The 14,594-nt window shown below is 59.9% G+C and carries 13 protein-coding genes and 1 pseudogene; 9 read left to right on the top strand and 5 right to left on the bottom strand.

The features are described 5' to 3' along the window. The coding region (locus M0974_RS13135; protein ID WP_297837048.1) for an FAD-dependent oxidoreductase at positions 1–1,627 on the bottom strand (1,627 nt) is incomplete at its 3' end. A gap of 116 nt (positions 1,628–1,743) precedes the next feature. Then, positions 1,744–2,583 (bottom strand): SDR family NAD(P)-dependent oxidoreductase, encoded by an 840-nt coding sequence (locus tag M0974_RS13130; RefSeq protein WP_297837046.1) that lies wholly within the window; start codon positions 2,581–2,583, stop codon positions 1,744–1,746. Positions 2,584–2,789: 206 nt separating this feature from the next. On the opposite strand from M0974_RS13130, the gene M0974_RS13125 reads away from it, so the two are divergent. From M0974_RS13125 to M0974_RS13085, 9 genes are all read left to right on the top strand, one after another. Beyond that, entirely contained in the window at positions 2,790–3,677 is an 888-nt protein-coding gene (locus M0974_RS13125) for a helix-turn-helix domain-containing protein (RefSeq protein ID WP_297837040.1), read from the top strand. Positions 3,678–3,911: 234 nt separating this feature from the next. After that, a complete protein-coding gene (locus M0974_RS13120) occupies positions 3,912–5,270 on the top strand; it encodes an aromatic acid/H+ symport family MFS transporter (protein WP_297837037.1) in 1,359 nt (452 codons plus the stop codon). A 5-nt stretch (positions 5,271–5,275) separates the two neighbouring features. Further along, positions 5,276–7,003, top strand: coding sequence for an FAD-dependent oxidoreductase (locus M0974_RS13115; RefSeq protein WP_297837034.1), 1,728 nt, complete (start codon positions 5,276–5,278; stop codon positions 7,001–7,003). Between the two features lie 119 nt (positions 7,004–7,122). Beyond that, complete coding sequence (locus M0974_RS13110; RefSeq protein ID WP_297837031.1) at positions 7,123–7,893, top strand: IclR family transcriptional regulator C-terminal domain-containing protein; 771 nt, start codon at positions 7,123–7,125, stop codon at positions 7,891–7,893. A gap of 326 nt (positions 7,894–8,219) precedes the next feature. After that, positions 8,220–8,660 (top strand): type II 3-dehydroquinate dehydratase, encoded by a 441-nt coding sequence (aroQ, locus tag M0974_RS13105; protein WP_297837028.1) that lies wholly within the window; start codon positions 8,220–8,222, stop codon positions 8,658–8,660. A 5-nt stretch (positions 8,661–8,665) separates the two neighbouring features. Beyond that, positions 8,666–9,523, top strand: coding sequence for a shikimate dehydrogenase (locus M0974_RS13100; RefSeq protein ID WP_297837025.1), 858 nt, complete (start codon positions 8,666–8,668; stop codon positions 9,521–9,523). 152 nt (positions 9,524–9,675) lie between these two features. Next, the gene (locus M0974_RS13095) at positions 9,676–10,485 is read left to right on the top strand and encodes a shikimate dehydrogenase (protein ID WP_297837023.1); all 810 of its coding nucleotides are present in this window, start codon (positions 9,676–9,678) and stop codon (positions 10,483–10,485) included. 33 nt (positions 10,486–10,518) lie between these two features. Next, positions 10,519–12,270 (top strand): FAD-dependent oxidoreductase, encoded by a 1,752-nt coding sequence (locus tag M0974_RS13090; RefSeq protein WP_297837021.1) that lies wholly within the window; start codon positions 10,519–10,521, stop codon positions 12,268–12,270. A gap of 2 nt (positions 12,271–12,272) precedes the next feature. Continuing rightward, positions 12,273–12,593: an NIPSNAP family protein gene (locus M0974_RS13085; RefSeq protein WP_297837019.1), complete on the top strand. Its 321-nt coding sequence runs from the start codon at positions 12,273–12,275 to the stop codon at positions 12,591–12,593. 131 nt (positions 12,594–12,724) lie between these two features. Here the strand turns inward: M0974_RS13085 and M0974_RS13080 are convergent, their stop codons facing one another. The 3 genes and pseudogenes from M0974_RS13080 to M0974_RS13070 all read right to left on the bottom strand — a co-directional run. Then, positions 12,725–13,396 carry a TetR/AcrR family transcriptional regulator gene (locus M0974_RS13080; RefSeq protein ID WP_297837017.1) on the bottom strand — a complete coding sequence of 224 codons (672 nt, stop codon included), beginning with the start codon at positions 13,394–13,396 and terminating at the stop codon, positions 12,725–12,727. A 93-nt stretch (positions 13,397–13,489) separates the two neighbouring features. After that, entirely contained in the window at positions 13,490–14,305 is an 816-nt protein-coding gene (locus M0974_RS13075; protein WP_297837014.1) for a sugar phosphate isomerase/epimerase, read from the bottom strand. 191 nt (positions 14,306–14,496) lie between these two features. Further along, positions 14,497–14,594 (bottom strand): annotated as a pseudogene (locus M0974_RS13070) (IclR family transcriptional regulator); the annotation flags it as partial.

Here is a 14,594-nt window from a genome sequence, read left to right as displayed (position 1 = left end):
TGCCGCCCATGATGCTCGCCCGATCATTGCCCACAGCGTATAGCCCATCAATGGCGCGCCCCTGATCGTTGAGCACTTCGCCGTGCACGCTGGTCTTAATACCATCGAAGGTGCCGAGGTCGCCCATGACCAGCTTTAGGGCGTAGTACGGGCCGTCGCCAATCGGCGCCACACAGGGATTCGGCAGGTTCTGCGGGTCGGCGAGGTAACGGTTGAAGGTGGTGGTGCCACGGCCGAACTGCCGATCCACGCCCTGCCCCGCCGTGCGGTTGTAGTCGCGTACCGTCTGCTCCAGCCCGGCAGCATCAAGCCCGGCGTTGCCCGCCAGTTCAGCCAGAGTTCTGCCGCTGTGCAGGTAACCGTTGCGTAGCAACGGACCGAGGGGGATCGGTGCCGGCTTGGCATAACCCAGGCCGTACTTGGCCATGGTCCGGCGGTCGCAGATCAGCCACATGGCGGTTTCGGTCTGATCACTACAGGCTTCGATCATCGCCGCGCCAACATCGTGGTAAGAGTTGGATTCGTTGGTGAAACGTTGACCATTGCGGGTGACGCCGATCACCCCGGGCTTGTAGCGATCGAGCAAATGCGGGAAGGCCGTGAACCCGCCGTCGCCCATAGGCACTTTCGACACGGGCATCCAGGCAGCGGCCGCCTTGAGCCGGATATCGACGGTGCCGCCCAAGGCTTCGGCCATTCGGGCGCCGTCCCCAGTGTTGGTCTGGGGCACCGGCGAGAAATGCTCACCACCACGGCGCACGTGGGGATAGGCCTGCTTCAACCGTTGCAGATCATGGGAAAAACCACCACTGGCCAGTACCACGCCGTGGCGAGCTTCGATCCGTAGTTCGCCGTTTTCGGTGCGCGCCAAGACCCCGTCGACACGTTCCGCTCCTTGCAGCAATTGCTCGGCGGTCGTTTGAGTGAGGATCGGGATCCCGAGGTCGAGCGCCGATTTCGCCAGCCGGGCGGCCAGGGCATTGCCGCTAGTGACCTGAATCCCGCGCCGGTACAGCAGCAGCTCCTTGGCATGGGTCACCAGACGCTTGGCGACATAGAGGAATGAGGTCAGGGATTTGGTGGCATTGAAGAAATGCTTGAGGTCAGCATTCGACGAATTGAACATCATTCCGATAAAGGTGATGGTTTTAAGCGGCGGTCGCAGGCGCGCCATGTCGGCACCCAGCTTGCGGATGTCATAAGGCGCGGCGAGGATTGAGCGGCCAATATCGACGCCACCGGCCACCTGCGGGTGATAGTCCGGATACAGGGTCGGAATGAACTGAACCTCGGTCTCGCGCTGGAAAAAGTCGATCATCTGCGGCGCGGTATCGAGAAACGCGGCGACGGCCTCAGCATCGTAGAAATCGCCGGTTTCGTTCTTCATGTAGGTCAGCGCGGCTTCTCGGCTGTCCTTGATGCCCTTGGCCTTGGCTAGCGTGTTGCCGGGAATCCACAACACCCCGCCGGAGAACGCGGTGGTGCCACCGAAGTAGGCGTCCTTTTCAATCACAATGACTTCCAGCCCCTGCTTGCGGGCCGTGATGGCGGTCGCCAGGCCACCGGCACCGGCACCGATCACCAGTACGTCGCAGGTTCGGGTCGCGGCGGTAGTTGCAGTCGTCATGGTCAGTCTCACTCGGTAAAAGCCAGCCGAACGGCAGCCGTCGTCGACATCGACAGAACGACGGGCACGGGCTCGCTGGGATATTCGGGATTCGGCCGCAACCGGCCGAACGGATGTCAGGCCTGACGGCTCGCCACGGGTGATTCAAAACCGGGGCGCGGAATCAACGCCATCAACATGCTTTCCAGGCCACCATCGACGGTCAGCTCGGCAGCGTTGACATAGCCAGCCCGCGAGCTGGCAAGGAACAGCACAGCGTCGGCTATGTCCGCCGGCTCGCCGATCCGCTGGTTGGCCGTCATCGCCTTGCGCTGCTGCTCGACCTTGGGGTCTGCATAGAAGGCCGCCGACAACGGCGTTCGGATCAGCCCTGGACAGATGGCATTGCTGCGAATGCCCCGTGGGCCCCACTCTGCGGCGATCTGCCGGGAGAGCATAGCGACCCCGGCCTTGGCTGCGCTGTAGGCGCCGCTGAAGGTTTGCGGGTAGTGCGCGGCAATCGAGGCGATATGCACAATACTGCCGCTTTGCTGGGCCAGCATCTGCCGCCCGAACGCCTGGGCACACAACAGATAACCGGTGAGGTTGACCGACAACACCTGATTCCATTTTTCCAGGGTCAGATCTTCGAGAGCCCCGGCCTGCAGCACGCTGGCGTTGTTGATCAGCACATCGCAGCGCCCATGGAGCGCTTTTACTTGGTCGGCCGCCCGCTGCACGCTGAGGGGATCGGCGATATCGCAGTGCAACACCGAGACATCCGCTGCACTGCTTTGCGCCAATTCGGCGGCCAATTCGCGGCATTTCTGCTCGTCTCGATCGAGCAGCACCACATGGGCATTCTGACGTACCAGCGCGGCGGCAATCGCCGCACCGATACCGCCGGCCGCGCCAGTGAGTACGCAGACCATGGAGTCGAGGTTCAGCCAGTTTTTCTGTAGGTCGTTATTGTTCATTGTTATCTCCACACGCACTTCAGGACAGTTCGCCCAACTGCATTCGAGGCAGTGGGCGATGCTCAGGATAGAAGCGCGGGGCCACGCACAAGAATGGACAAAACCAGCAACCGTCGAGACTTTTACGACAAATCGGACGTGAATTGCCCAACGCCCGGATTCTTCGTTAAGGTAGAAAACACGTGCTCCCATAGAACATAAAAATAATGAACAAGATTCCCAATTACGCCCTGTACGGAGAGTCGGCGCCTCCGGTCTGGCACGACTCCCTGCATGTCGAATCGATCTCCTTGCGCTCCGGCGCCTACAACTGGGAGATCGCCGCCCATCGACACGACGGGCTGTTGCAGGTGCTGTACTTGCAAAGTGGCGAAGGCGAAGTGCTGCTGGACAACCAGCGGGTCGAGGTCAAGGCACCGTGCCTGCTGTTCATCCCTGAGCAGATCGTCCATGGCTTCACCTGGCACGGACGGGTCGACGGGCATGTGATCACAGCCGTCCAGCACCCGCTGGAAAGCATCGTCCAGGTAATTTCCCCCGGCCTGTTGCCACAGATCCAGAGGCCTTGCATAGTCGCCCTGCCGCATTGGGAGCCAGCCGAAAATCCGCTGGAGCCGCTGTATCGGGCGTTGTACGAGGAGTATCACGGCCGTGGTCGGGAACACGTCGCGTGCAGTATGTCATTGCTGCTCGCGCTGGTTATCCAGATGCTGCGCCTGGGCGAGCACACCGACGGCCTGCCCGCGCACTGTCACAATCGACGCAGCCAACAGGTCATCGCCTTCCGCGAACTGGTGAACAGAGACTTTCGCCAACACCTATCGCTCAATGACTACGCCAATCGCCTGGGTGTCACCGTCGTCACGCTCGGTCGGCTGTGCCATGAACAGCTGGGTATGACGCCGATGACCCTGATAAACGCCCGGCTTATCCTCGAGGCCAAACGCGAGCTGGCCCATTCACCCCAGAGCGTCAAGCAGATCGCCCACGGCATGGGCTTTTCCGATGTCGGTTATTTCAGCCGGTTCTTTCGCAAACACGCCCAGCACAGCCCCAGTGAGTTTCGTCTGCAGGCCCAGGCCACGCGCCACTGAGCCCTCAGAGGGTCATGACTGGCCGCAGCAGCGCTGCTTCATCGACTAGAGCACTTTATTAACGGAATACAGCGATTATCGCACCGCAGATGCGATCATCGATGTATTCGCCGTTGCGCTTCATTGCCCGCTTCGCTCCCCGCTTGCAGTATCGGCTCTACAACCCAGCACCGTTGAGCCGCTTCCGCCAAGGAGCGGCCAGCTCCGCTAATAAAAACAATAATGGAGGTCGCCATGAGCGCCTTACAGTCGATCAACGTCGACCAGTTTATCAACACCCACCCCATGACCCGCCTGCAATGGCGGATCGTCCTGCTGTGCTTCCTGGTGATTGCCCTGGACGGTTTCGATGCCGCGATCATGGGCTTCATCGCCCCCGAGCTGGTCCGCGAATGGGCAGTCAGCAAGCTGAGCCTGGGACCGGTAATGAGTGCCGCCTTGATTGGTGTGGCCATTGGCGCCCTGATCGCCGGCCCACTGTCTGACCGTCTGGGACGCAAGCCGGTGCTGATTTGCGCCGTGGCATTTTTCGGTACGTTGACCCTCGCCTCGGCCTTCGCCCCAAACCTCGACTGGATGGTCTTCCTTCGGCTGTTGGCCGGCCTTGGACTGGGCGCGGCCATGCCTAACGCCGGCACCCTTGTCAGCGAATACACACCGATCCACCGACGTTCGATGCTGATTACTGTGGTCCTCAGCGGTTTCACTTTTGGCGCGGCAGCAGGCGGGTTTACCTCGGCTTATATGATTCCTCTTTTCGGCTGGCAAAGCGTGCTGCTGATTGGAGGTCTGTTGCCGCTGCTGGCGTTGCCGTTGTTAATCGTCGGCGTGCCGGAGTCGTTGCGCTGGTTAGTTGCCCGACGCCCCTTGCAGTACCTCCAACGCAGTGCCCGAATCGTGCAGCGTTTAGCTCCTGGACTCGCAAACAACCAGACGCGTTTCACGGTCGACGAGGTCGAACACCCTCGCGCCAGCCCGATCGGGCGGATTCTTTCCAAGGGCTTTTTCACCGGAACCTTACTGCTATGGCTGACCTATTTCATGGGGCTGTTCCTGGTCTACCTGCTGGGGAGCTGGTTGCCGACGTTGATCAAGGACAACGGTCTGAGCGTCAGCGACGCCGCGCTGATTACCGCCCTGTTCCAGTTTGGCGGAACCTTCGGCTCGCTGTTTCTTGGCTGGTTCATTGACCGCAGCAACCCGCACCGCACACTCGCCGTTGCTTACCTGCTGGGTGGACTGGCGATTTACCTTATCGGCATCGCCAGCCACGGTTTCGCACTGTTCGCCATGTTGGCGGCAGCGGCAGGGTTCTGCATGAACGGTGGCAACGCCTGCATGTATGCGCTGTCGGCCAATTTCTACCCCACGCAGGCGCGCGCCACAGGCGTCAGCTGGATGCGCGGCATCGGCGGGATGGGGTCAATCGCCAGCGGCTTCGCCGGCGCCCACATGCTCGGTGCTGGCTGGTCATTCGCAACGGTCTTCACGGCCCTGGCGGTCCCGGCCCTGATCGCGTGCATCGCGGTGTTCCTCAAGGGCTGCCTGACACCGCCAGACAACATGGCCCAACCTCATTCCTCCTTGCGGTAATCCTTATGCACAACAGTGAGCAAATGCTCTGTGATGTCCTGGTCGTCGGTTCCGGCGCCTCAGGTCTGGCAACTGCCGTCACCGCCGCCGAACTCGGCCTCGATGTCATCGTGGTAGAAAAGGAGCCGCTGCTCGGTGGCACCAGCGCCTGGTCGGGCGGCTGGCTGTGGATCCCGCGCAACCCGCTGGCCGTCGCCGACGGGATAGTTGAAGAACTCGAGCAGTCCCGGATCTACCTGCGCAATGAACTGCACAGCGATGTACTCGACCCTCGCGTGGAGATGTTCCTCGAACAGGGCCCGAATATGGTCGAGTTCTTTCAGCGCCATACCGAAGTTCAGTTTTTCTCCGGCAGCAAGATGCCTGATTTTCACGCCAGCGAAGGCTTCGCCAAAGGCAGTCGCTCGGTCTGCGCCCTGCCATTCGATGGCCGGCGACTAGGTCCTTGGATCAAAAAACTTCGGCGTCCGCTGGACATCATCAGCCTTGCCGGAATGGGCATTGCTGGCGGTGCCGATCTCAATCATTTCCTCAATGCCAGCCGGTCTGCGAACTCAATGCTGTACGCCAGCAAGCGCCTGTTGCGCCATGCTCGCGATCTGCTCTGCCATGGCCAGGGCATGCACTTGGTGAACGGCAATGCACTGGTGGCCCGGTTGCTAAAAAGCGCAGTGGATCGCAAGGTCCGGCTGCTGACCGATGCACCGGTACGAGGGCTGCTTCGCGAAGGCGAACACGTGGTCGGGGCACATGTTGAGCGGGCCGGGAGGTTGTTTGAAATCCGCGCACGGCGGGGCGTGGTATTGGCCTGCGGCGGCTTTCCCCACGACCAGCAGCGTATTGCTCGCGCGTTTGCCCATGCGCCCAACGGCACCGAGCACCTGAGCGCAGCGCCCAAGGGCAATACTGGCGACGGCCTACGCCTGGGCGAAAGCGTCGGCGCCCGAGTTGCATCCGACATGCCGCATGCCGCCGCTTGGGCACCGGTCTCCCGGGTGCCACGAGAAGACGGTGGTTTCAGCGGTTTCCCACATCTGATGGAACGGGCCAAGCCGGGCTTCCTCGCCGTACGCCAGAATGGTCAGCGCTTCGTCAACGAAGCCAACTCCTACCACGACTACATGTGCGCGCTGTTCAACGCCACCAAGCCGGGAGAAACCCCGGTGTCCTGGCTGATCTGCGACCACCGCGCTCAGCGGCGCTATGGTCTGGGCTGGTCCAAGCCGTTTCCGTTCCCCACCGCGTCCTACGTGCGCCAAGGCTACCTGTTCAAGGACCCGACCTTGACCGGGCTGGCACGCCAATGCGGGATTGATGCGCAACAACTCGAAGCCACCGTCAGCACCTTCAATCAGGGCGCCGAGCAAGGCCGCGATCCGCTCTTCCAACGCGGTGAGTCGTTGTACAACAAAGCCCAGGGGGAAGTGCTGCACGGCCCCAACCCGTCCCTGGGTAGCCTGCGCCAAGGGCCGTTCTACGCGGTGAAGCTGGTTCCCGGTAGCCTGGGCACCTTTACCGGATTGAACACTGACGCTTGTGCTCGGGTATTGGGCGAGCATGGCGCGCCGATCCCTGGATTATTTGCCGTGGGCAACGACATGAACAGCATCATGAGCGGCTACTACCCTAGCGGCGGCATCACCCTGGGCCCTGGCATGACCTTTGGTTACATTGTCGGAAAAGCACTTGCCGATCAGTCAGGGGAAGAAAGGGTCAATGGTAAATGTGGTTGAACGCGTTCTTGAGAGCAGCAGAACCACCGCGACGTCTCGCGGGCAGACTTTGTATCTGACGGATCCCGCTGACGCTGCGATAATCGCCCCTTTGCGGAAAATCAACGGAAGTCCTTGTCATGACCCAGCCAATCATTCATCCGCGTGACCTGATCGTTGGTCTGCAAAAAGGCTTGGCCCTGATGCAATTGTTCAGCGCCGATCAACCCCGCTTGAGCGTGCCGCAAGCAGCCAAACTATCCGGGCTGACATCAAGCGCTGTGCGGCGCTTTCTACTGACGCTGGTCCACGACGAATTTGCCGAGACCGATGGCCGACATTACTGGCTAACCGCAAAAGCCCTGCGCATCGGCCAAGCGTACGTCGACTCGGCGCAGATGCCGCGCATGCTTCGGCCCATCGTCGAACAAGTGGCGCGTACCACCCAGGAGCATGTGTCCGTTGGCACGCGCGACGGCGACGAAGTCGTGCACATCGTCCGCAGTCGTTATAGCCACATCACCTCGCTGTCGATCCGCCCAGGTTCACGGGTACCCATGTATTGCACCGCCAGCGGCCGCCTCTGGCTGGCGGCGCTGAGTGAAACAGAGCTGGACGCCTACTTCAGCCGTGTTCCCTTGCAACAACTGACGCCCTACACCTGCGTGGATATCGATACATTACGAGCCGAGTTACGGCAAGTGGCCCTCCAGGGGTATTCCTGTGTTGACCAAGAGTTCGAGCCGGGAATGCTGGTACTGGGTGTTCCGCTACTCAATCGCGCTGGCCAGCTCAAGGCTACCCTGGCGCTTACCACCCACTCGTCACGCATGAATGCCGAGGGAATGCGCGAGCGCTATCTCACCCCTCTTTACGAAGCGCAAGCTTTGCTCAGACCGGTACTGGATTGACGCCGCCAGGAACCGGCTCTTGATTTCCAGAGGTTGCGGACTTTCACTCTGTAATAGCGACCGAGCACCGCCACTTTTCGGAAATGGGCGATAAACGCACATATTTTCTCTGACTTAAACGGCTCTGCAGAACCGAGCACCTCGGCTGAACACCCCTGCCCGTAATGCTTTGCGGCTAACGTGTGTGCCCTTCGTTGATTTTCGGCCTTTGTTCACGCATCGATACCAATGCTCCCCCCGTTGACGAAATTAACCATCTGGTACATTTTCGCAGCCATGCTTGGCTGTCTTTGCCGATGCTTGAAAAAACGATGGAGATCATTGCAATGACTCATACAATTTTGGTACTCAACGGCCCCAATCTAAACATGCTTGGTACTCGCGAACCGGCCACCTACGGCTACGAAACCCTCGCCGATGTCGCTGATCTGTGTGAACGCACTGGCGCATCGCACGACTTGCAAATCGAATTCCGCCAAACTAATCATGAAGGTGAACTTATCGACTGGATTCATCAGTCCCGAGGTCGCTGTGCTGGCATCGTGATCAACCCGGCGGCCTGGACCCATACCTCCGTAGCGATCCGCGACGCCTTGTCCGCTGCTGAGTTACCGGTGATCGAAGTGCACCTGTCCAACGTGCACAAACGTGAAGAGTTCCGCCATCACTCATTTGTGTCGGCAGTCGCTGTCGGCGTGATTTGTGGGATGGGTACCAACGGCTACCGCCTCGCCCTCGAACATTTCGCCCACTTATTGAAAGCCTGATCACCATGAGCCATAACAAAAAATCCGTACTGGCTGGCCTGATTGGTGCCGGTATTCAGGGCTCGCGCACACCTGCCCTGCATGAACATGAAGGTGATGCCCAAGGCATTCGCTATTTGTATCGGCTGATCGATCTCGATGCACTGAAACTAGACATCAACGCGCTGCCCGAACTGCTCAAGAGCGCCGAACAGATGAGTTTCACCGGCCTCAACATTACGTATCCCTGCAAGCAGGCCATCCTCCCACTGCTCGATGAGCTTTCTGATGAGGCCCGCGGTATTGGCGCAGTCAACACGGTGGTGCTCAAGGATGGCAAGCGAATCGGCCACAACACCGATTGCCTTGGGTTTGCCGAAGGTTTCCGCAGGGGTCTGGCCCAGGCGGCCCGTCACCGAGTGGTACAGATGGGGGCCGGCGGCGCAGGTGCGGCAGTGGCGCATGCATTGCTTTCTGAAGGTGTCGAGCAACTGACCGTGTTTGAAGTCGATCCGAGTCGGGCTCAGGGTCTGGTGGATAACCTAAATGCTCACTTCGGCCTTGGGCGCGCGATTGTCGGGCTGGATCTGCCCGCGGCGGTAGCGGCGGCTGATGGTTTGGTCAATACCACCCCGGTGGGCATGGCAAAACTGCCTGGCACGGCACTGCCGGTGGCGCTACTGCGCGCCGAATTGTGGGTGGCCGAGATCATCTATTTCCCACTCGAAACCGAGCTGCTCAAGCAGGCTCGCGCCTTGGGTTGCCGCACGCTGGATGGCGGCACCATGGCCGTGTTCCAGGCAGTCAAGGCCTTCGAACTGTTCAGTGATTGCCCTGCCAACGCCGAGCGCATGCAGGTGCACTTTCACAACATGAACAGCTGAGCCCAACGAGCCATTCAAAAATTCGCCCTTTTAATGCGATTATCGCTTCTATGAAGCGATAATCAACCAAAAACCCCCGCAAACATCTTGTCCGACTTGCCCCCTGCCCGCACGCTTAGCCCTACAACAACACCAACAATTTGGAGATCAGCATGATTGGTGGAGCTACGCAACTGGTGGCCATAGTGGGTTCGCCCATTTCGCAGGTTAAGTCCCCGGAGAACTTCAATACCTGGTTCGCCAGACATGAGCTGAACCTGGCGATGATTGCCGTCGACATGCGCGAGCAGGCGTTGGATGCGTTCCTTGACAGCCTGCGTGGCTGGCAAAATCTGCGCGGCTGCGTGGTCACGGTGCCTTACAAGCAACTGCTCGCGACACGTCTGGACGAAGTCAGTGAACGGGCGCTTGCGTTGCGCTCGGTCAATGTCATCCGCCGTGAGCCGGATGGTCGCCTAATCGGCGATAACGTCGATGGCGAGGGTTTCCTCAACGCGGCTCGCCAGCACCAGTTTCAAGCCGAAGGCAAAAGCGCCCTGGTGGTCGGTTCCGGCGGCGTCGGCAGCGCGATTGCCTATTCGCTGTGCCAGGCGGGGGTCAGTCAGCTGACGATCACCGACGTCAGCGCCGAACGCGCCTTAGCCCTGGTCGATCTGCTGCAGACCGCCTTCCCGTCTATCGCCATCAGTTGCGAATTCAACTCGCTGGAGAGTTTCGAGCTGGTGGTCAACGCCTCGCCGGTTGGAATGGGCGGCAGCGGCGAGCTGCCTCTGTCGACGGACCTGCTGAACAGCCTGAAGGCCGGAACCCTGGTCGCGGATGTCGTGACCTCGCCGGAAATCACCCCACTGCTGGCCTTTGCGCGTGACCGTCAATGTCCGATCCAGACGGGTCCTGAAATGGCGTATGCCCAGCTCGGCAACCTCGGCAACTTTATGGGTGTGACCCCCCTGCAGATCTGATCCGCAGCACCATTCCCATAAGAGGTTTGCAGCATGAACAGTTTTACCCAACCGCCAACAACCGCCGCGCAGCAGGTCGCGACTCATCACTATGACGTCATAGTGCTAGGCAGCGGTGCCGCCGGTTTTGCCGCAGCCACCACGGCTGCCTGCAATGGGCTCAAGGTTCTGCTGATCGAAAAAGCTGAGACCTTCGGTGGCACCTCGGCGATTTCCGGTGGTGCCGTGTGGATCTACGGCACCGATCAGGCAAAGGCTGCGGGTTTCGATGATAGTGCCGAGGCCATGCGTACCTACCTGAAGCAGACCATCGGTGCTGGCTATAACGCCGAGCTGGTGGACACCTATATCGAGCGCGGGCATGAAGCACTCGGCTGGCTCGAAAAGCATACCGAACTGGCCTATGCCATACGCCCGCTATCGCCCGACTATTACCCGGACGAGCAAGGTGGCACTGACCGCGGCCGGGCGCTGGAAATGGTCGAGTACGACGGGCGCGCCCTTGGCGAACACTTCAAGACGCTGAAGATGCCACCCGCGGGCATGCTGCTGTTCGGCGGCATGATGGTCAACCGTGCCGACATCCAGCACTTCCTCAGTTTCAAGCGCTCGCCAGGGTCACTTTGGCATTGCCTCAAATTAATGGCGCGCTACGGCATTGATCGCATCCGTCATCATCGAGGTACCCGCTTGACCGTCGGCAACGCCTTGATCGCCCGTCTGGCCACCACGGCATTTGCCAACGGCGTGGAGCTGTGGCTGAGCAGCAACACCGACTCACTGATCGTTGAAAATGGCACGGTCACCGGCGTTCTGGTGACCCGCAACGGCGTGCAGCAACGAGTGCTCGCGCGCGGCGGCGTGATTTGCGCCATGGGCGGTTTTGCTGCCGGGAAACTTGCCGCCAACTTTCGCCCGGACACCGGCACCCCGCACCTGAGCATGTCGCCGTCGAGTAACAGCGGCGATGGCATGCGCTTGGGCGAAACGGTAAATGCCGCCTGCGGACACGACATGGCAGCCAACTTTTTCTGGGCGCCGGTCTCGGAACTGACGCACAAGACCGGCGAGCGCGAGCGTTTCCCGCACTTGGTGACCGACCGCGCCAAGCCTGGCGTGATCGCCGTAAACCGGGCTGGCCAGCGCTTCGTCAATGAAGCCAACTCCTACCACCATTTCGTTCAAGCCATGTTTGCCACCGGCAGCAGCCCGTGTTGGTTGATCTGTGACAGCGAGGCATTAAGTCGATATGGCATGGGCCTGGCGCGCCCCAGCCCGGTCGACAACTCGGCACTGATCAACGCCGGCTACCTGCACCGCGCCGAGAGCGCAGAGCAATTGGCCCAAGCCATTGGCGTCGACCCCCAGGCTCTGAGCCAAACCCTGGCACGCTACAACGCCGACGCCCGCGAAGGTGTCGACCATGTTTTTGCCAAGGGCGGTAACAGCTACAACCGCTACATGGGTGACCCGGATCACCGGCCCAATCCGTGCCTGGCGCCCTTGAGCAAAGCCCCTTGGTACGCCATCCAGTTACACACCGGCGATCTCGGCTCGGCACGTGGCCTGGTCACTGACCGTAACGCCAACGTTCTGGACCGCAGCGGCGCACCAATTCCAGGGCTGTATGCCGCGGGCAATGACATGAACTCGTTGATGGACGGCACCTATCCCGGCCCGGGCATCACCATCGGCCCTGGCCTGACATTTGGCTACATCGCCGCCAGCCACATAGCTCAACGCCTGAAGCTTGCGGCCCCCCTTAAAACCACCGTGGAGCATTAAACGTGTATTACGAACTGCGCACTTACACCATCAAACCGACCAAACTGGCTGCCTGGCTGGCCCTCTACCAGAGTGACGCCCTGGCTGTGCAGACCGAGCATCTGGGCAATCTGGTGGGTTTTTTCACCACCGAGTTTGGCGAAGCCAACCAAGTGGTACATATCTGGGGCTATGAAAGCCTGGATGACCGCATTACCCGACGCGGCGCCATGGCGGCCGACCCACGCTGGGCGCAATTTGGCCTTAAAAACAAGGAGCTCGACGCCGTCGTCCGTCTTGAGTCGAGACTGCTACGGCCGACAGGTTTCTCGCCACTGCAATAAGTCACACCACGCGGCGGCTTCCGGCCGCTGCGCTTATCAACGTCTGCGGAATGCCTGCATGAGTCACAAAGAAATTTCTTGCGATGTTTTGGTGGTCAACTCCGGCGTCTCGGGTTTGGCCGCAGAGCCTGTCAGGCTTGCAAGTGGTGCAACACCGACTCGCAAATCATCGCCTTATGCCGATGCTTGACCTGTTCGTCAGAGAGATCGATCTGGAAAATCTCACCGAAGGTATGCCTGTTGGATACCCGATAGAAACAGAAAGAGGTCATCAGCAGATGCACATCGATTGCCTCCAAACCCTGACGAAAAACACCTTGGGCTTCACCGCGAAGTAACGTCTCCTCAAGCGCCGTAAGGACGTTATGGCTCATCGAACGGATCACCGAGGACTGCTTGACGTTGGCACCGTTGTGGATGTTTTCGATGCTGACGATGCGCACGAAATCAACATTGCGGTCATGGTGGTCGAACGTGAACTCCACCAGGCGCCGGATGGCTTGCTGTGGCTCCAGCTCGGCCAGGTGCAACTGACTTTCAGTCTGCCTAATGTCGCCGTAGAGTTTCTCCAGGACTTCGACGTAGAGCTGCTCCTTGCTGCCGAAGTAGTAATAGATCATCCGCTTCGAGGTTTTCGTGCGCTCGGCGATGGCGTCGACCCGCGCACCGGACAGGCCTTGGCTGACGAATTCGACAATGGCCGCCTGGAGGATGTCCTTACGGGTTTGTTCCGGGTTGTTTTTGCGGCCCTTGTGCAGTGCATCGAGAGGTGCAGCTGTACGGGGATCTGCGAATTTCGTCATTCTGGGGCTCACGACCACGTTGGAATCGCCCGATTATGGGCTGAGCGCCTTCCGGAAGGAAGTCTCAGCCCAGCGTATCGTGGGATCCGGGAATCAACGCTGAAGCAAAACCTGACGTGTTTTGTCCAATGCCCATTGCGCCCGTTCAAGCGCGCTGACGCCCTGCTCCATCAACTGGCGCGTGGGAATTTCCAGACTCAGCGGAATATTTGCCGGTAGCGCCCGTAGCAGGCCGATCAAATCACAATCGCCGTCGCCGGGAAAACGCCGTTCGTTACGCGCCTGACGGAGTATTTCATCCATGTCGTTCGGGCGAGGACCCGCAACGTCACACAGCTGCGCGTAACGCATGCGGGCCGGATCTATTGCAGTCAGCTCGTCCAGCGACGAACCGGAACGATTGAAGTGAAAAGCATCGACCAGGACACAACCGTTATTGCGCCCTGACTGCTTGACGATACGCAGCGCCTGCGTGAGGTCACGAGCGTCGGTCCACGGCATGAACTCCAAGTGCGGGTAAATACCATACGGCTTGGCGAGGTCACACAGTGCAGCGAAGTTGTCGATCAACCGCGCTTCGTCAGGGTCGTTGCCGGCCACCAGTAATTCGCTGGCGCCGAACCCGGCACCGACATCCAGAATTGCCGCGAAATCCGCGACCTGGGTCAGTGGTTTGAGCCGCAATATTTCGATATCCAGCACCTTGATGCCGGTGTCCTGCAAGCGTTGCCGGGTCTGCCGCCGTAGATCGGTATCGGCCACCAGCGCAAAGTGGTGTTCCTCGGGCGTGGCTGGCTCCAGGCGCAGGCCAACATGGCTATAACCGGCGCGTGCAGCCACTTCCACCATGTCGGGTGGGGACAGCTCAAGAACGGTCAACGCAGCCAGGGAAAAAATCTGTTCACTCATGGTCGTCACGCTTGTTTTTCCTCTCATTGATCAGTTCAAGAAGCACAGACTCGGATGCCTGAGGGCCAACAGGTGAGCCCCTCTAAACCGTGCTTTGCTTTATTTAGAACTCAGTTCCACTTTTAATCAAGAGGTGAAACCAAGGGAAACCTGATCGAAATCGTTGGCGCTGGCTTGCCTGGAAAAAGAGGTCAGGAGAACAGTTCAGACGCCTGGCTGGCTGCAGAGAGTTCCTTGGCGGCGGTTAGCAACAAGGGCGCCAGTTCGTGTATGCGGTTCAAGGGCAAGC

The organism is Pseudomonas sp. (assembly GCF_026224925.1).
Lineage (GTDB): Bacteria > Pseudomonadota > Gammaproteobacteria > Pseudomonadales > Pseudomonadaceae > Aquipseudomonas.
Note: the sequence above shows the minus strand (reverse complement) of the source record. Positions and strands in the feature narration are given on the sequence as shown.